We start from the raw sequence: 20165 nt of genomic DNA on the forward strand, positions 1-20165 counted from the left end.
AATGTATTCTAGAATAATGAGGAATGTATCCCTGCATTAAGATTATCTAAAATTTCATTTTGCATATCCTTCATGATGTCGATGGAAGTATTAATTCCACCTGGTCCCTCTCCGTAAGAAGTAGTTAATTGAACATCTACATCTGAGAGTCCTAACCCTGACAACACCTCACGCAAGCGACCTGTATCGATCAAACTACTTAAAGAGTGTATTGGTATTGCTTTTTCTCCTGATTTCTCCGCTCTAGCTTGGTCTTTACTCCAATAACCAGAAGTAGTTGGGTTTACACCTTGCTTTTTCATAACCTTGATTTTTATATCATCAAGATTTGTACTAGCGTTCCATCCGGACCAATTCTCACTCGGTAGATAATGACCATCAAAGTAATCTTCAATGTCTTCTTGTTTATCTACTTTAAGTCCCCAACTACCTTGTAAGATTCTTTTGATGTCCTCAGGAACATACTTCAGAATCTCTTGACGTTCTTTACTGCTAGTCGTCTCAAGGAATCGAGGAATGTATTCTCGCTCTTTTGGTGTTAAGGCTCTCATTAACGATGTTCTATCAGAGGCTCCAGTCTCACCCATGCTATACAGAGTACCTTCATACTCTTGTCGATACTTAATAGCTAAAGATGTGTACTTACCTGCTTGATAGGCTTCTTTTGCAGACGAAATATCTTCTATTTCGCCAGAGAGTTCATGAATTTGTGATTTAACGGCTTCGGTGTCACCATAACCCATTTTTTTAGCCCACGACAATGTTTTCTTCTTGTCTGTTAGGTAACGTTTTAAGCCTTTGTTTTTTCGCCCTTTTTCTGCTGCAGCATCAAAGAATTCTTCTACATCTACGCCCTCTTCGCTTCTAGCAAGCTGACTAGCTTTTTCGTAAAGACCACGATACTTAACGTATTTTAAACGGTCAAAGTACTGGTTAATTTCTCGTTCATCTTCACGCTCTTGAGGGATCCAAACATTATCTAAACCAGGAAGAATTCTACCTGCTCCTTCATCCAATACACGGAGAGTAGAAAGTCCCGCACCGATAGCAAATCCAGCTACACGACCTAGCCCCTTAGCTTTTGTTGTCTTGCCCCAAAGGTGACCGATAGCTGCCATTTCTGCACCAGCGATAAGTGGATTTTGAGAAGCGACCGTATTTACCATCGGCTTAATCCAACCCTCATATGGCTGTGTCCAAGGTCTCCAATCTGAACCGTATACTTGATCTCTCTTATAACTTTCAATCGGTGTACGTACCTGTAAGAACTTATCAGCTAGTATTCCGACGAAAGGAATCTTAGGAAGAATATCATGCGTTAACATCTCAGTATACTTACCGACAGTTACCATGTCATTTGAATAAAGGGCTCTTGTAGAAGTTGGGCTACCATCATCTTTAATCTGAACTGGATTCTTCCAAGTTCGGTTTGCGATAAGAGCATTTAATGACTGACCTTTGTTCGTCTCAAACCAGAAACGGCCTTCTTCATTTTGGTTCGTGTATACAACAGCATCCATTGAACCGTATGTATCCTTGTTCATTCGCGCAACAGGATCATCAGCAATACCAATCTTAACTTTTGCACCAACTTTTAAATACTGTCCCATCCAATCAATAACATCTTGGTTATCTTTTTGTGTTAATTTAATACCCGCTAATTTGATTGGAGCATCGAACTCTCGAACCATGAAAGTATTTGCATCGATAACTTTAGAGATTGTTACATTCTTTTCTTGAATGTCAGCATTTGAAAACTTCTTATCGTACCAATGATACGTGTCCTGTTTGTCGTGAACCTGTTTCTTAATCTCATCAACTTCTTTGGCCATGTCTTCTGTAAGACCACCAGATTGACGTAGTAATGAGATTTGATGCTTAGCTACTTCATACTGTTCGCTATCAGGGTCAACATCTGCTAAGATACGGAAGCGGTCAAACACACCATAGTTTGCAAACTCACCAGAACCAGTTCCGTCCGGATGAAGTTTGTAAAGAGTTTCATATGCTTTACCAGGGAGTCTTATTTCACCCTTCTGTATTTTCGTATATGGATCACCGTGTAAGAAATCTGTAGATGATCCTATACCTGGCAACCATTCAGGCATTGTGTTTCGAATTGGAGAATAATAATCTTTGTTAGGGTCACGAGGAACATAACGACGACCAATCTCCGATAGCGCACCACCGGCACCACCAAGGTTCATATCCCAAAAAGCACGACTTGGAGAAGTCATTAATGTTGATGGAGCAAGTGTTGTTCCACGCCATGACTCTTCATATCCAATTCCTGTTTTTGTTAAGAAACCATAGATACCACCTAACTCAGACGCACTATAGAATCCATCTTTAAGCAAACCTGCTAAGTTATCAAGTTGACCAATACTGTCAAGATCTTGTGGGATTCCCATGTTTCGAAGTTTCATTAAGCTATTAACTGTTCCTGCTTCTACACCGTCACCCATTTGAGCAAGCTGATAGTTTTGTTCAGCTAGAACGTTTTGAGATCTTGTAGCACCACTCATGCCTCTACCGATAATACTTCCACCAACTGCTGTTCCGCCTGAGCCACCTATAGAACCTACAGGGCCTCCTACACCGCCACCAGCAACGTTTGTTTTATAAGCAGGTGTAATTCCATTACCGTAGTTAACAATACCAGCATCAGCACCATAATTAGCTGCTGAACCACCAAAGTAATCACCTGTTCCTTGATCAGCGTACATATTGTATTGAGTGACTGCACCTGTTCCAGAAATACCGACATAAGAACCATCATTAACTGGACTGTACTTATCTTGGATATATTGGTTGATAGAAGAAATGTATTCTTCATGCGCTTTCTCTAATCCCTTATGTTCTTTACGAGGTTTTAAGATTCGGCCAACAGTTCCATCGATAAGATTACCCACGATAGGAATGTTTTGTAATTCACTAAAACCACCAGTAATAGCATATGGCCTATCTAATTCATGTTTGTTTTCATAATGATAAGGGTCTGTTAAGAAGTGTTTGATTGGAGCGAACGGATGAGTTAATGTAGGCATCCAGTTATTTGCCCAGTATTCACTTTCACTACCGTACATAGTGTCTGTGAATTTATAATCAGACTTTAATTTACGATACCAGTTGGCTTCAAAGTGGTCGATTCCTCCACCAGCCCAAGGAGAAGGAGAACCAATTCCCCAGTATCTATTTTTACGAATTGCATCTTCACCAGACTCATAGTATTCTCTAGTGTCTTCACCACTGCGGAAATCACTAAACATACCAAATGTTAAGAAGTCTAACTGTTTAACTCCTAGCCATTCCCCAACTTGGTCAGCACCTGCATTTTTAAATACATTTGCCCAAGGACGTAATGCCTTATTAATACCAAGTCCCTCTTTAATACTTTGAAGAGTTGTATGAGTATTTACGTATGCATCTGCAGCAGTATCACTAACCGTATCGCCTGTTAATCCATCAAAGTAAACAGCTTGTTGATAAGCTGCGTATGGAAGAACAATACGACGTAAATATTGGTTACCGATAATACTTTGGAAAGAACCTAGATTCTTCTGTGATAAACTTAATCCGAAGTTACCTAGCTGATTATCTAGACGTTCTGCTAATCCGTACATAATAGCAGTTGAGGTTGTTACATTTTCTAAAGAATCTCCATTAATGTGTCTTCCTGCTAACATCTCTTTTGAAACTGCTAGACCTTGTTGAACTAATGTTGAGGAAGCATTTCTTGCATACATTTCTGTATTAATCGCAAGATCCCAACCATCATCAATTGGACCGTAATTTTTTAGGTTATTTATGTTTAACTCTGATACAATTTCCTTACCAGCTTTACCTAATCCACTTTTACGCATGATAATGAAGTCCGCGCCGTTAGGAGAAGGCTTTCCTGCTTCTGGAGCCCTACCTGCAATAGGTTGAGCACGCAAAATACCTTCTTGAAGGTCTTGACCAAAGCCATTTAGACTAACTCCACCACTTTCAAACATTAGCTTAGTATCATCATAACCAACATCGCCTTTGTGGATGTTCATTACATCTTCAAGGAATGTCTTCGCTTCACGAGGTCTTGCATCGATATTGTGGATATTGTCATAACCTAAAATGTCAGTTAATGTTTCTAAGTCCTTCGCATTCTTTACATCTGATTCAGATAGAATACCTTTATTTCTTGCATCGATTAAATACGCAAGAGAACTTCTTTTTCTTGCTCCATTCTTAACGACATCCGGAGCAAAGTCCCCTGCTTCATTATCTAAAGCCCTTAAAGCATATTGATGGAATGAACGTCGTAGTTTTTCTGTTGCAGGGATAAGTGCTGCATCATCACCAAATGTAGGAACCATAAACTCCATTAAAGATGGTAAGTTTTTATCGACTGCTGCTTCCCTTGAGGAATTGAACCCTTCAGGATCGTTGATGTACTTTTGTGTCCATCTACCTAATTCTTTAACAGATGGATCCTCATAATGTTTTAAAGCATCTCTACCTGATAAGTCTTCATTGTATACAGAACGAGTATGAGACTTGTACATTCCTATGTTGGATGATTGATTTTTAAGTTCTTTATTAAATACAAGAGCTGCATCTTTTACATAGTCATCATCAGTTAATCTAGCAAAGTCGAAAGCTTCTCCATTTACTTTAATATGGTCAAATAACTTGTTTACGTGAGGAGAAAGAACTTCTGTAGCTTCACGAGTAAGACTAGTTGCACTCTTGTCCATACCAACACGCATTACATTGTAAACATCACGAACCATATCTGACTGATTCTCTTTAGAGGTATGTAAATCATATACTAAACCTCTTAGTGCATTTGGCCCGTACTTTGGATCTGCAAGTTTATCCCATGCTTTTCTGTATGTTTCTGCTCGGCTTTCATTTTCCTGATACCCAACATCAAATAGTTTCTTAATCCATCCACGTTCATCCACTACATCTTTTTCGCTATAGTTGGTCATGTTTTTATGCATACGTGAGAATGCACCGAATTGTGATGGAGCTAAGTATAGGCCTTCATCAACTAAATCCAGTCCACCTGTTTCTGTATAACGAAAAACATTTCCACCAGTATAGAAATGATCACTGTTCTTTAACGGATTACGAATAGCTCCTTCTTGAGTCGCTTTAGCTACTCCATCAAAAGCTTGGTCGCCTAAGTTTCTTACAAATCCATGAACTTGTCCTGCGGATAATACTTGTAAGCCCTCTTTAGCTTGACCAGAGCGGAATGCTTGCCAAGGTGTTAAATCAACCGGGTTAATATTAAGAAACGGAACTTTAACACTTTCTTGGAAAGAATCTATTGCACTAACAGCACCAGATTTTAAATGTCGATTATCAATCATTTCACCTGTTTTTGCGTGAGTATATAAATTCTTATCAAGAATCATATCTTCAAAGTTGAAAGATATCCCCTTTTTACCTAACAGTGCATTTAAATCGTCATTGTGTTTGTTGTTGTCTAAGAATTTTCTTAACTCCTTAGTAACATCAATAGACTTTTCATTTCCTTTTTCATCAACATCATCAATGATTAATCCATATTTACGTTTAGTAGCTACATCAAACTTCTCAGCATCTTTTAACGTAGTATGATTAAAACCTTTCTTCTTAAATTGATTGCTTAACACATCTGTTTGTTTCATTGCATCTTGAATGAAACCATATGCAGAAGCGGTCTCCATCGCTTTTGCTTGAGATAGGATTGAGCCTTTATTCCCTTCAAATACTTTTCTAGTATCCTTATATTGCTCAAGGGTTTGAAGCATTTGTTTCTGGAATGTATTTCGTTGTGTACTATCTTGGAATTTAACCTTATGAGAGTACTTACCATCCTCAAGCTGCTTTATGAAGTCATCAACGTGATCAGCAGGGCTATTGAAAATACCTTTATTCTGATTGTGGTAATGGGTGAGAGCATTAAGAATTTTGTCTCCACCATTGTTTTTAATAGAGGATTGTTTTCGTAGGTTTTCAAGGATTTTATTTTGACGGAATGACTGAGTTGCTGCGTATTCAAACTTATTAAGACCACCCATATTTCTCTTATGGAATTCTTTATAGTAACGACTAACGAATTCTGTATTGTTTTGACCTGGGCGATTCGTAAGCATTTGTCTCTTCTTAATACTGTTACGGACAGAAGCTTCAAAGTTTTTATGCATCTTCTCTTGGATATTACTATCGAATCCACCGCGCAATGTTCGAATAACAGATGGATTATCACCAAGAGCATCAGATATTCCCTTCATAAATACTTTTGCATCGGATAAAGCACTGTATGCATGTCCATCCTTACTTAATACCCTACTCCCTGTGACCGATGCATTACTAGATAACTCAGACATAGCTTTACCTATCATTGCTCGGTTACGGTAAGCCATTACTCCTCCACCGATAAGGGAACCTGTTTTTGCTATATTACTAAGCAGATGACTCTTCTCTTTCTCTTCACCCGTATAGCGTTTATCAGCCATACTTACTCACCACCTTACTGTTGTTGTTGCATATCTGATTCATTCACTAATTGTAATCCTCTTAGATTTTCTAACAACCATTTAGCTTTAACATAATACTCTGCTGTTTTAGCCATTGGCCATGATTCTATTTCGCTTAATGGGATATCTTGAAATGCTTCTTTTATTACTAATGGAAGTTGATTTTCTGAATCCTCCATATGTTTTTCCCATCTAGCTATCATGATTTTAACTTTTTGTGCCTTTGTATATCCTGACTCTTCTAGAATAGAACGACAAAGAATTTCTGGCACACCTGCAAAAATATCTAATGAGTAATCCTCAATAACTGGTTCGATAACGCAAGTTTTACAGATATATTCTGTTCGTTCATAGTCATCGTTGTATACTTCCTGGGCGATTTTCAACTCTTCTTTACTTAATGCACGGAAGAAAAATAGTACATCACTTATTTCCTGCATGAAGATATGTCCGTGCTCTTCATGCCACATACGCAATTGTTCTTTGAAGTATACTTCTTCTTCATACGTTTCAAATTCAATAGGTAATTCTTCTACCTTGTCATTCAATAAATTAGGATCGATTAACATGTTATTTCCTCCCTATAATAAAAATAGGAGGCGATAATACGCCTCCTCCGCTTTTAGCTTAAGCGCATTGCGCCTGTTTTCGCTACGAATCCTGACTTCTCTAACACCATTTCATGTAACAGTGTAGGAATACCAGCCTTACCATTTGTCATATTCATGAAACCGTAGTTAGCAGGGAAAAGAACTGCTTTCTCACAAATACGTTCTTCTTTATAGAAGTTATCTGCATTTGGAATTTTAGCAATATCCTTGTATTCTTTACGCTTAATTGGGCGCCATACGAATTGGTTTTCTTCATCAAATTCAGTGTAGTATACTTCTCCTGCGTACATTGACTTCCATTTTTCTAACTCGTTATAAGTTGGACCACCTGGGAAGATTTCTTGTTCTGCTTTTGAAACATCATCTTCATCAAATTTTTCTCCTGCTGGTACAACTGGAGCTTCTTGATCCTCCATGAAAACTTCTTCTTTTTCAGCACGTTTTGCCATTGTGTTTCCTCCTCTTTCTCTCATAAATATAAATGACTTTTAGGTTACTATAACTCTGTTATGTAAACCGTCTAGTCAGACTAATACGCTTTTTGTACATTTCCTGAGATATCTTTCGCTATAAAAGTATATACTTCAGAAATGGGGTTTCCAGATGGATCAACTCTTTGAGAGACACCTGTTAGTTGTACCCCGACGATAGTTTGGGCGGTCTTATAGCTTCCTGCTCCTCTAACAGCGCAAGGATTGTTCCCGTAAGTTAGCAAGATATTGAAACCATTTTCCTTTAAAGCCTTATTCTTTGAGTTTTCATTTGTGCTATAAAAGAATGTATCAGTTCTACGGCTATCTATTAACTTTGAAGAGTTAGAGTTTGTTCCCCATAGTGCATTTTCATAGTCATCTGCTAAAGCCTGAAAATTATCTATCAGATCTTCAACCTTTGTGTTTTTGTGGGCACTCTGTCCACCATCACCGTTAAATTCTGCTAGGTTAAACCACTCTTGTTCGTCTGTCATTTCAGAACTTAAACTATTAAGTACGGTTTGTAAATAACCAGCTTCTTTGAAGTTAATAGAAAAAGAACCTTGGACAAATCGACTTCCTCTAGCTACCCTATCCCACGTATAAGAAGCAAACCCGTAGATTGGTGCTAATTGTTCTTGCATTGTCCATTCTATTTCTACAATTTCATCTATCCAGTTATCTCCGAAATAGATTCGGATATCTGTTCCTGAGTAATAATTCGCATAACCTTTTTTAGGTTTCCCTACTGGCGTGTAAGCTCCATCACTCATATTTCTTACCACCCTTCATCAAAAACATCTGGTTTCATTGTGTCGATATCTAAAGCAATGAACTCCATTGTGTTTTCTGTAATCATGTCTTCAACTGACATCGTTTGTCCTTCTGAAATAAGATATACTCCGTAGATTACTAGTTTTGAAGACTGGCCATACTCATTCATAAAGTTGATTGTTATATCGAATGGTGGCAGCTCATCACTCTTATTAATCGGACAACCATCTCCATTGTTGTTATGATCTCTCATAATTTCATATAAAACGTGACGGTCAAATACAGTAAAGATTAGACTTCCTGCCACTGTTCTTGCTCCACGTACAACACCTTTAGCTGCAATCTGTCCTAAAGCATACACTGGAGCCGTTGGTCTAAATACAGAGTAAGAGATTGTCTGTAATTGACCTAACACTACAGATTTACCGCCTTCAGGAGTTACAACGGCAACGATATCTGTACCTGCAAAACTTGTATAAGTCTTCTGATATCTACTACTCATGAAGACACCTGCCTTTCTATTTTTCTATAACCGGAACATAACCACTCGAAAATAATTTTGCTACCAAATACAAAAAGAGATGCCGAAGCACCTCTTTAGGTTTTATTATTCTACTTCCCAGTCATCTTGTGGGCGCATCTCAACGATGTTACGAGCGATGAAAGTACAAGCTTTTTCTGTAGTGTTGTCATCTACACTTAAGCCCATTCCTTCATTAAGAATCTCTACGCCGTAGATTTCCATTTTACTAGCTTGTCCATATTCGTTAAGGAAGTTGATAGTGATATCAAATGGAGGGATTTCGTCGATGAAGTTGGCTTTACGTTTTGTCTGCCATCCTTGTACAAGGTCATTACGTTGAGTTAAAGCTGCAGCGTTTGCATCTACATCTAAAACTTGAGTAGTGCTACTTGATAGGGCATCTGTTTGGTTTAAACCATGACGGTGAACAGAAGCTTGTTGTTTAAGGTTGAACAGTGCATCACGGTCGAAGATAGTAAATACTAAACTTCCTGCGATACCACGTTTACCACGAGAGAATGATTTTGGGTTTGGGTCACCCATTACGTACACAGGACCTTTTTCACGAGTAACTGAGTAAGTAATAGCTTGTAATTGACCAACTACCTGTCCATTAAATGTACATACGATGTCTGATCCACCGTAAGTAGTAAATGTTTTGCTATAGCGAGAAGCTGTTGTACTCATAGGTTAGTAACCTCCTGTTATTCTTTTATATAAGAGAGGGGCGTTGATTCCCCTCTTCTCATCAATTGTTATTACTGGCTAAGTCCTTGTAGCATGTACTCAGGAGGAGCTAAGTTAACTTGAACTTCTACACGACGTAATTCGAATGCCGGGATGATTTCTAAAGTAACTGTTGCTTGGTCTAAGTAAACTCCAAGATTACCAATTGTAAATTTGTATCCTTGGATAGCACCTGCTTCGCGGATTTTCTCTAATGCTGACTTAATAGCAGTGTTCATTGCGTTATATTGTGGCATTTCATTCGCTTCACCAATGAATGGTTCTACTGCTTCACGAACAACTTGCACTGCAAGCTGAGTGATACGAAGAGTAGATAAGCGAGCGAAGTCACTTTCACGTACTTTTCCAGCTGTAAAGATAGATGGAGCAGTTGTGATTCCATCTGTAACAACTAGTTGAGTTGAATCTTTCAGGCGGAATGTAACGATTTTCTTGCTAGTCAGTTTAGAAAGTTGGCGAAGAGAGTAATCAAAGCGGATAGCTTTAACACCTTTTACCGGTTTGTTTGTAGGAGCACTTTCTTTTCGAAGAGTTGAAAGTAATGAAGCGTAGTGAGTCGCACCATTTACATAGTGGATTGAGTTTGTAGTTGGCATGATTACCCCAACTTCAGACCCTACTACTTGAAGGTAAGGAGAGATTTCTGTGTCAAGCTTAGATAGCTCGTCCACATATTTGCGGATTGTAGAAACTTTCGTATCTACTGGAGATTTAACCCCGATGTATCCGATAGCAGCTGACTTCATTAAAGTCTTCATTGAACAATAATCAGCAACTGTTTGAGCGAATGAACCGCGGTGGATTACACCGAAGCTTGTTTTCTTCCAAGATGCTACTTTGCTACCTAATTGAAGACCAGTAGCTGTTGTACCAGCTTGTACAGAAGCAGGAGCATCAAAGTAAAGAACGATTTTACCACTGTCTTCTCTTACGTTAGCTTTGATACCAGTTGGATCTGCATCGATAACAGCTTTGATATCTTTTACTAAGTCGCTAATAGTTAGTGTGCTGCCGTTGTAAGTTTTTGCAGGAAGCGTAAACGTTACATCTTTGCCGTCAACTTTTACTACTAATTTATCGTTAGTTCCAGTTGTGATTTCTACTGGATAAACAATAGAATTAGATTCCATTACATAAGAAGAAGTAACCATTCCGCTGATGTAAGGGAAGTCTTCAGAGTTTGGAACTTCAGGGAAGAATTCACCAACTAGGTTAGTAGCTTCGTCCTCAAGTGTAACTCCTTTAAGAACTACGTGATCTACTGAGAAATCAAGTAGGTCGCTCATTAGTAAGTCATAGAAATAGATAAACTTACGACGAATACGTACAGCTTCTGTAGAGCCAACTAAAACGTCTTTGAACTTAGCTTGAGCTTCTTGTAGAGTGTTTCCTGCAGCTACAAAAGCATCGATTGCATATTGCTCAAGTTCAGCAGCACGCTCTAGGCTGATTTCTTTAAGAGCTACTAGGTAAACCATTCTAGCTCCTCCATCAGTAGCGGCTTTCCACTCTGCAGCAATCGGATTTACTTCTCCTGCTACATAGAAATCACCAAATCCAGCTTGTACAAGTTCATTTGAACTACGGATTAATACTGGTTCTTCAGGAGCATCTTTCGCAAGAGATGGAGCGATGATTAGGATCGATTCTGATCCGCCACGTTCCGGGATGATTAAACCACCATCTTTTAGCGTGACATTAATACCAGGAAGATTTTCGTAAAGCATGGGTTTGCCCCCTCTTTATTTTGTTGTATTTGAAAAGCGACGAGCGCTATTCATCCAGTTGTGGTTTTGTTGTTTCTTGAAGTCTCTTTTCTACGACATCTATCACACGGAAGATATCTACAGGGACTTCTGTTAATTCTTCGAACTTAGCAAAGTAAACAAGTCTGCGAATTTTACTAGCATCACGGATATTTGCCTTTGATAAGTCTGTTTCCATCCTTACGAATTGAAGTTCTTTAAGCCCCTTCTCTTTAAGGAATCCCGTGTATGTTGCAAGTGTTTGACGAAACTCTCTTGTGAGCTTGTCCACTCGTGCATTGGTTTCTTCCCAAATCTCAAAAACGATCTCTGCATCAAACACCTGACCATAAATTTTAGTTGCAGGTGGTAGAGTTCCATTCGGGTCTTCATTAAAAGCAAGGTAACGTTGACGAGGTTTAATTTCTCTGGTGTTTTTACCAATTAACCCTGGTTGTAGTACGCTTAGATAATGAATAATGATTGGATATTCCACATGCTTGTCATCTGTTACATTTGGTCCATCGGGGATAAAGCTTCCCCATTTAGGGCCCCATGCGGCATCTAATAGATACTTAATTGTTTTTGCCATGTCTTCATAGTCCATAGAACCATTTGCTTGAGTCGGCTTACTGATTTCTATTGCCATGAAACATTCACCTCACTTGATGGAACATAAGTAAAGGAAGTTCTAACCGATTCAATTTCTCCATACAACTCAAATGAGATTGATAGAGTGAGATTTACTTGGTCATAATCTAAGACTTCCATTTTTATATTTCTGTAGATTGGATGATCTTCTGAAAGATTATCGATGAAGGCATCAACTTGTGTGATGATGGATTGAAGTAATACGAAGCTGAATGGTTCTCCAATGTATTGATTAAAGAATCCAGCGATTCGGTTAACGTCGTAACTTATACTTCGAAGGTAATGAGGTTTTGAATAGAGTGTGTTTTGAGGGTAAAGATTTTTTGAGGAAAAAGGAACAAATCCTTTTTTAATTGATGGTACGATACATATATAACCACTACTTGTTAATTTAGCAACTTCAACCTTTTTGAGTTCCCTACTTTGTAACGTATTTATATACAGCAGTTGCTTATTAGTAGCTGAATTGTGGAAATTAGGTAGTTTGTATCGCATACAAGCGTAAGTTGCTGCAGCTGGCTGTGATAAATACTTTGGATTTTCCGAGTCCTGCATACCTACTACAACTTCTACATGTTCTAAATGACGACTTTCTTCCTTATTAATAGAAGCTTTTTCTAGAAGTGTTTGTATTTGAGGTTCATATGTATCCTCACCTGTTACCGAATAACGACTCTCTGAGAATAAGTCAGAACATAAAACAACTGAGCAGAAAATAGATTGTTCATTTGTTTTTGTCTTAGCAAACTCCCCAAATATAGAAGTTAGGTCAACAGATGCTTTTTCGTAAGGAATGTCTGTAAATAGGAGTGTATCTATTTGAAAACTACTTAGTTCCCCTGTAAAGAACAATTCACTTCCATCTTCATCAATTAAACTATCTCTTAGTAGCTGTAATTGCATTTGGAGCTTATCTTCTGAGTCTGAATCATCATGATTACTTACATAATGGAATCCATCGTCCGCTCCTGTAAATCGAACATGTCTCTCTGTCGAACACAATCCGCTTATAGGAATCTGATTAACAACTTCTACATCTACTTCCCCTGCTGTAAAATAAAGGTCTTGTTTAATTGCAAAAGCTAATTCATCCAATCCTTTATAATCAGCAAACAAATAGGAATAACTATTGTTCACACCCTTAATTACCATATGAGTTGGGAACAAGTGAATACTGATATCGTTTGATTGATCTGTTGCTTCTAATGTCTTGAATCGAAGTGCCGGAGTGTTTAACTCGTCATGGTTAACTACACATTCTCCATGTGTTCCGTTTAATCGAAGGATTAGTGGTGTAATTCCATATTTTCTTGCCATTCTTACGTTTTCTGTTAGACGACAATTACCAAGAACAAAAGATGGGTCTGTGTCCTCTCTAATAATAAAAGGTGTCCCTACTGGCCCATTCAAAGAAAAACCCGCTAACACTAGAAAGCGAGTATTCTTTTCCATGTGAGAAGGGAAGATAAGTTGATTGTATTTATACATTCTTACCCCTCCAATAAAATATTGTATTGTTTAACGCCATTTATTTCTGAAATGCGGATACCACGTATTTTGCTTCTTACAGGCTGTACAGTGGCAAAGTAGACTTTGTAAATTGTTTTTCCTTCGCCAAGATCTTGAGTATGGTCTACGTTTGTGATTTTCCAGATACCTTCATCTTTATAAGAAGGTCGTCCGAAGTTGTCCCAATCCACTTCTACAATCAAGTCTTTTTCGTTAGCTACCATGTTTGGTTGGAAATAATACTTTCTACCCCCTGTTAACACATCTCCAATAGGATTTTCCTTTAAAAGACCTGCTAACTGTGGTTCTAAAGCAATTGTTTCAGCTCTTGTTGTATGTCTTTCAGCGATGAAAGAATAACCCAGCCCGAGACAAATCGGGCATTCCCGATCCGCCTCTTGGGTTACTTCGTTATAACAAGAACATAAAAGCTTCTTATCTTGTCTAAGAACTAGTACATCATGACCGTACTCTTCCAAGATTTTTTTGAATTCATTAGATAGATCGAAACTTACTCCCATTATCTATTCACCTACTTATCGAAGTCTTTCAGTGTAGTTCTTGTTACGAAATCAGGGTATGGTGATACTGATTCACCTTTTACTGCATTACCTGGTTTTGCATATCCTCTATTGTGATGACCATGAATAAGATCTTCCCAAGGTTTTAATGCTCCTTGTAATTTCTTAATCATAGAAGACACATTGTTTGAGCTTGAGCTTCCAGCCTTTTTCGATACGGACAAGTCACCTAGTTTAATGCTCTCGTCACCACTTGAAGAAACAGCACTTCCACCACTTAATAATGAATCGATGGTTACTTGTGTGTTTACATACTCATTAATGTAGTAAGGCGCGTCACCATCTTTATGAAGTTCTTCATCAAATGCTGGGGATTCAAACCAAATATCACATGCAAACTGACTGTACTTTCTCATTAATGATTGAAGGAATCGCGTTGATGGATTTAGTCCAAACTGCTTCAATACTTCTCTGATTTGAGTAATGTCACCATGTAAATGTTCAGGTGTACCTACGAAGCCAAATGTATAAGTCATTCCAGTAGGTAAAGTATTTTCACCTTTTAGGTTCTTAGAAACTACTACTGTATATTCCTTACCTTGTCTAAAGACTGTAGGGCCTTCTGCAGGCGTAAAGATTAATACATTAGCATTCTCTTCATCTAGGCTTATACGACCTTTTATAGCCTTATTAGGGCTATATGCACCTCTCGTATCAATTAAGGAAAGTTGTTGTTTGTAAGGGGCTTCTACAACGTAGAACAAGGGGTTTGTTTCGGGCTGGTCTTCACCAAATAAACTACTAGCAATGGTATCTGTAAACACCACTACCACTTCAGAGGGCTTCTGTAGCTCTCCTGTTTGAGGGAAATGATCGACAATAGATAACTGACCAACTACTGTTCCTCCCCCGCCGCTCTCTCCACCATTGCCTGTAGTTGGTGGGTCTACTACTGGTGGAGTTACGGGTTGTTCTCCTTTTTTCTCGATGTAAATTTGGCTTGTTAACCAAGCTGTCTCTTTATCACCTGTAACACCTTGAACATGTACATAATAGTTCTTCTCTGCTTCTAAACGATACGGGATAGTGAAGCTAAGACTTGTTGTTTTACCCTCTAATGGGTTCTTTGGCCACAAATCATAAGCTTCAGGATTATTTGAAGTAGAAAGACGAACATTAAAGTAAATCTCTTCCCCATCCACTAATCCATTAGGTAAGTCCCACTTAGCAGAAATAAAGTAGTAGTCTTGTGCTAATACTAAGTTTTCTAAAGCGGTAATTCCCTTTTTCTGAACAGTTACAAACTCATATGTCTTTGTACTAGGAAGATAGTTGTTATCGATTGAAACAACCCCACTTGCTCCGCCCATTACCATTGTTTGATACTGTGTATTAGGTTCAAGTGGAGCATTAGGAGTAATCTCGTACACTTTGTTCACGTTGTTATATCGCCCAGTGTACTCTACGAAATCACCATTTACTTTTCTTAGGCGAATCGTATTACTATTTAACGTATCAAGATTGATATGTTTAGCGAACGTGATTGATATTGTAGTAGATAGCTCTACATTTGATTCATTTGATACCGGATCAACACCCAATACTAGATATGCATTAGAAGGCATCTACCTCACCTCGCTTATTCAGTTTCTTTTTTAGTACTTTTACGAGTTTTCTTAGCAGGCTTAACTTCTGCCGCTTCAATTACTACTTCCTCTTTCTCTACCGGTTCAACTACTTCTGGTTTAACTGGCTCTTCGTCTTGAACAATATTTTTACCATTAACGAATTCACGAGTTTGTTTATCGTAAGGAAGTAAAATGTTTTTACGTAAAGCTGATTGGATACCAGATAGTTTATTTTCTAGAATATCAATTGAGTAAACATTGATTGAGCGACCTTTTTTAAATGTAAGACCACTAACCGTGTCTTCAAATTCCTCTTCTGAAAAATACGGAGATACAAAAACTTTTAATTCTGTCATGAATAATTCATCCTTTCGGTTCTGTGTTTTGTTTGGGTTATCCTATAAAAGAAGCCCCTACATCAACTGTAGGAGCTCCGTAGGAACATAATTGTTATTCAATTAGATAGCGTCGTGTGCACCTTTAACGTATCCTGAAGCTTTTGGATCCATGTCACTTGGTAGTGGCATATCAGCAAAGCTACGAGTTGGAGCTGGGTAAGTTTTAGCGAACTTGATGTTTTTAGCAACAGCGATTGCTTTTCCGCCGTTTAGTACGCCTACGCCATAACGCTCACGTAATTTTAGAGATTGGATGTCACGAGTTGGATCATCGAATTGCTCTGTAGAGATCTCATCTTTAACTAGCATTACACCAACGTTGTTTTTGTCTACTAGGAAGAAATCGAATTTCTTGTTAGCTTGATCGAAAGGAACGAATGGAGAGAATACTACTTCTAAGCCTAATGCGTTTGAAGTGTTGAATGTACGAGGGTCAAAGTTTGAAGTGCCTTGTCCAAATGCAGCAACGCTTGTGCCTTCTAGAGCAGCGTTCTTAGCAAATAGAGACCAGCAAAGAGGGTGCATGATGATTGTTGTAGGAGTGTATCCTGCGCTCATGATTGATACAGCCATGTCGATGATATCTTCAGCAGATAATGTACCGTTAAGTTCGCCATCGAATCCACGACCTGTAGGGTGTCCGTCAGTACCAGCTGGGAATAATTCCGCATCGTATACTACGTGACCAGTTTTCTTAAATTCGTTGAAGCAAATTTCTTCTTTCTTAGCAGCCATTGCACGACCAGCAGCGCGAAGGTGTAATCCGATTACATCCCATTGTGAATCTGAGATCATTTCGTCAGTAATAGCGATTTTTAAACCGTATTTCTTAACTTTAACGTCTACAGATCCGATTCCGCCTTGAGCTAAGTCTAGTGCTTGGTTTGGATATTCTTGTCCTTCTCCGATTTCGAATGCGCGAATTGCTCCGAAGTGGATGAATTCCATTGAACGTCCTTCATTTAATGTAACCTTTTGGAATAGGTTAGATACTAATGTTAAAGGTTCAGCAGCCTCTAATACTACTGTAGAGATTACTTTCGGGATTAAAATGTTTGCATCAGCCGATGTTAATGCTTCACTTACTTGTACGCGTTGATTAGCAGGTACTTTTCCTGCATAACCCATCATTTTTGTGTACTTCTCATGAAGTTCAATATTTTGAGTTTTTTCCATGATATATGTATCCTCCTGAGTGTTTGTGGTAAGATTTAAAGTGGGGGATTATAGACTTTCCAGCCCCCACCTTAAATGGGAATTGTGTCTACTTATCTTTTAAGCTGTTGATCTCAGGACCGTAAAGGTTAAACTATTAGGTTATTATTTTAGGAGATTACATGTTTAGAAGAATAAGTGAGGGGTATTTCGAAGTTGATTATTTTTGAAGTAAGATACGTACTGCACCAACAGAACCTTTGTGGTCCCAAGCAGTAGGAATTCCAGCGATTGGATCAACTACCATTGGTACTGTTAAAGTTAAACCAGTGTGTTCTACAGCTGCATCAGTTTCATTGATTGGTAAGTAGATAACAACAGTGTTGTGAGTAACGTCAACGTGCATGTCGTTAGCGTTTACTGCTTTACCACCAATTTGAGCAGCTACATCAGCTAGTTTAGTAGTATCGATTTTTTGTTTTAATTTGATGAATACAGCAGCGTTTTTAACTCCTGCACCAACTACTACTTTGTTGTTTTTAGCGTCGAAAGTAGTACCTTCAGCACCACGAACAGCTTCAACGTTAGCGTTCATTGTCATTGCACCCTCTGTGCCAGAAGCAACAGCGAAGTTACGAGTTTCTTGAGCGCGGAAGAATCCGTCAGTTAAGAATGGAATTCCAGTTAAGCCTTTAGCACCTAACATTTTTTCGAATTCAGGCTTCCAACCTTTTTCAGTGTAAGAAGATCCATAAGGGAATGCGCCTACACCTGTACCTGGAGCACCTGGAGATGGAGCGTGAGACATTTGTTTTAAGAATGCTTCCATTTCAGGGTTAACTAACTCTGAGTAGTATTGAAGGAATCCAGCTGGTGGAAGTTCAGTTTCTTTCGCCCAAACTTGTCCAACGATAGCTTCAGGAGCATCTGTGCCTTTTACGTATTTACGGAAGTTACCGTCTTTGTCAGAAACAACGCGGTCACCAGGCATTAATTTTGTTGTATCTTGTTTTTTCTCAGATACAGCAGCACCGAACTTCATTGCTTTTGCAAGTACTTGAGCAGCAGCTAAATCAGCAGTACCATCAGTTTCGAATAAAGGAACCTCAACATAGTTACGAGTGATAACAGTTGGTTTTGTTAAAGTTGAATGCATTCCGTCACGACGACGAGAATAAACGTTGTGTAAGTTTACACCTGCGATTTTTTCAGCAGCATCTGTTGCTTGTTTAACAGCTGTTTTTTGATGACCTGTTTCAGGATCATACTCAGCGCCAACTAATTCAACGATTTTACCTTTTGCAAGTACTACCGTTTGGTTACCCTCTGGGCCGTACTCATAGATGAAAGATTCAGCGCCGTTAGTACGAGAGATAATTAAATCTTCCGCCGGAGCCATACCTTCAGAGATTACTAAGTTAGTATGTGTCTTACCTTTGAATTTGTAAGAACCATTCACATTTGGAAATTGTGCCATTTTGAATGTGCCTCCTTGTTATTTGGGGGTTTTATCTGCGTCCAGTTAATAGACGAATAATTGCTTCTTCATTACTTGTAACCTTTACTGATTCAGTTGCCAACGTTTTACTTTCAGTAACAACTTTTCCAACTGGTTTCTCTACATGCTCAACAGTACGAGTCGTCTGAATAGATGGCTTTTCTGCTAGAATGTCTGAGATAGAATCACGTAAGGACTCGATAGAACGAGTAGCAAATTTTGCAGTTGCTTCTTCGCGGCTAGATTCTTTACCTACTGCCATGCGTAGATCAACTAAGAAACCAATAGTAGATTCATGAAGATCTTTTGCAAGTTTCTCATTTGCACTTGTTAGTTCTTCAATCGTATTTTTAGCTTCAGCTAACTCTTCTTGAACTTGAATAAGTTCAGCAGATGGAGTTTCTTCTTGCTCTGTTACAACTGGTTCAGCAGTTACTGGAGTTTCTTCAACAGTCGTAGCTGGAGTTTCTTCTTCTGTAACTTCTTGAGTTGCTTCTTCTACTGTCTCTTCTACAACAGTTTCTTCTGTAGTTGCTTCTTGAGTAGCTTCATCTTTCTCTTCTGTAACCGGAGCAGCTTCTTCTACCACTGGCTCAGTTACAACATTTTTGTCCTCTTGCGTCACTATGTTTTCCTCCTTTTCATTTGATTCACTTACACTTTTAACCACTCCTGATTCAGTAGTCAACGTTGAAGTCGAAGTATCGATCTTAACGCCCTTAACTGTGCCTGTTACGATGATTCCTCCACCAGTATCTGTCACACCTTCACCAGTAGACATTGTGTTATTAGTTAATCCGTTTGTTGTAATCATTGCATCAGAATCAGCAGGTACGTTTACCCAACTTAATTCGTCGAAGAATAAGTCACCAGCAACCCATTCACATACATTACCGTCATACTGTTCTCCACGCATATGACCACACCAACCTTCGTTGATGATGTCTGTTCCACAAACAGTACATACAGCAGCGTTTGTAGTTGCACCGATAGATACAGTTAGTAAACGACCTTCTAGGATATCTTTGATTGCTTTTTCTTGAGTAATTTTAGGAGTTACGATAATGCCGGGGCGACCAGCTGAAGTGTATTCAGTGAATGAAGCGGAGTAAACACGACCAGTAGCTTCAGTATTAACGTCGTGATTATGAATAACGGGTTTTGGGAAAGGCTGCGTCCAACTATAAACACCACTTTTTAATTCATGGTTTCCTTTTAGTTTTTCTGCGGTATAGCGATTGAAGTTACGAGTTCGTCCTTCATGGATTGCTTCAATCTTTGGATAAAGAACAGTGATTCCACTTTCACTAGTAGATTCATTGAATGCTGTATCTATTTGAGAGATTTGAGCTTTCGTAGTTACAGATTCATGAATTTCCTTAGGGTCAATATCAAGACCCTTCCACTTTAAAATGTTCAT

Annotated in this window: 15 protein-coding genes; all 15 read right to left on the bottom strand. The window is 38.6% G+C overall.

All coding sequences use genetic code 11. The features are described from left to right. Window positions 1-8: 8 nt before the first annotated feature. The 15 genes from F3I02_RS01045 to F3I02_RS01115 all read right to left on the bottom strand — a co-directional run bounded on the left by F3I02_RS01045 (window position 9) and on the right by F3I02_RS01115 (window position 20165). Window positions 9-6491, bottom strand: coding sequence for a hypothetical protein (locus F3I02_RS01045; protein ID WP_196477403.1), 6483 nt, complete (start codon window positions 6489-6491; stop codon window positions 9-11). A gap of 14 nt (window positions 6492-6505) precedes the next feature. Then, window positions 6506-7081, bottom strand: a complete 576-nt coding sequence (locus F3I02_RS01050; protein ID WP_196477404.1) for a tail chaperonin — start codon at window positions 7079-7081, stop codon at window positions 6506-6508. 53 nt (window positions 7082-7134) lie between these two features. After that, entirely contained in the window at window positions 7135-7572 is a 438-nt protein-coding gene (locus F3I02_RS01055; RefSeq protein ID WP_196477405.1) for a tail chaperonin, read from the bottom strand. Between the two features lie 80 nt (window positions 7573-7652). Continuing rightward, window positions 7653-8369 (bottom strand): hypothetical protein, encoded by a 717-nt coding sequence (locus F3I02_RS01060; protein ID WP_196477406.1) that lies wholly within the window; start codon window positions 8367-8369, stop codon window positions 7653-7655. A 5-nt stretch (window positions 8370-8374) separates the two neighbouring features. After that, the gene (locus tag F3I02_RS01065) at window positions 8375-8872 is read right to left on the bottom strand and encodes a virion structural protein (RefSeq protein WP_196477407.1); all 498 of its coding nucleotides are present in this window, start codon (window positions 8870-8872) and stop codon (window positions 8375-8377) included. Between the two features lie 105 nt (window positions 8873-8977). Further along, complete coding sequence (locus F3I02_RS01070; RefSeq protein ID WP_196477408.1) at window positions 8978-9580, bottom strand: hypothetical protein; 603 nt, start codon at window positions 9578-9580, stop codon at window positions 8978-8980. Window positions 9581-9651: 71 nt separating this feature from the next. After that, a complete protein-coding gene (locus F3I02_RS01075; RefSeq protein ID WP_196477409.1) occupies window positions 9652-11367 on the bottom strand; it encodes a phage tail sheath protein in 1716 nt (571 codons plus the stop codon). A gap of 46 nt (window positions 11368-11413) precedes the next feature. Further along, the gene (locus tag F3I02_RS01080; protein WP_196477410.1) at window positions 11414-12034 is read right to left on the bottom strand and encodes a hypothetical protein; all 621 of its coding nucleotides are present in this window, start codon (window positions 12032-12034) and stop codon (window positions 11414-11416) included. After that, complete coding sequence (locus F3I02_RS01085; protein WP_196477411.1) at window positions 12025-13524, bottom strand: hypothetical protein; 1500 nt, start codon at window positions 13522-13524, stop codon at window positions 12025-12027. Before F3I02_RS01085 ends, F3I02_RS01080 begins: the two co-directional genes overlap by 10 nt. 2 nt (window positions 13525-13526) lie before the next feature. Continuing rightward, entirely contained in the window at window positions 13527-14066 is a 540-nt protein-coding gene (locus F3I02_RS01090) for a hypothetical protein (RefSeq protein WP_196477412.1), read from the bottom strand. A gap of 11 nt (window positions 14067-14077) precedes the next feature. Further along, window positions 14078-15691 (bottom strand): Ig-like domain-containing domain, encoded by a 1614-nt coding sequence (locus F3I02_RS01095; protein ID WP_196477413.1) that lies wholly within the window; start codon window positions 15689-15691, stop codon window positions 14078-14080. A gap of 14 nt (window positions 15692-15705) precedes the next feature. Beyond that, window positions 15706-16050 carry a hypothetical protein gene (locus tag F3I02_RS01100; protein ID WP_196477414.1) on the bottom strand — a complete coding sequence of 115 codons (345 nt, stop codon included), beginning with the start codon at window positions 16048-16050 and terminating at the stop codon, window positions 15706-15708. Between the two features lie 102 nt (window positions 16051-16152). Further along, entirely contained in the window at window positions 16153-17268 is a 1116-nt protein-coding gene (locus tag F3I02_RS01105) for a phage major capsid protein (protein ID WP_196477415.1), read from the bottom strand. Window positions 17269-17467: 199 nt separating this feature from the next. After that, window positions 17468-18724, bottom strand: coding sequence for a hypothetical protein (locus F3I02_RS01110; RefSeq protein WP_196477416.1), 1257 nt, complete (start codon window positions 18722-18724; stop codon window positions 17468-17470). 31 nt (window positions 18725-18755) lie between these two features. After that, a complete protein-coding gene (locus tag F3I02_RS01115; protein ID WP_196477417.1) occupies window positions 18756-20165 on the bottom strand; it encodes a hypothetical protein in 1410 nt (469 codons plus the stop codon).

Source organism: Bacillus sp. SRB3LM, from assembly GCF_015712745.1.
GTDB lineage: Bacteria > Bacillota > Bacilli > Bacillales > Bacillaceae_G > Bacillus_A > Bacillus_A thuringiensis_K.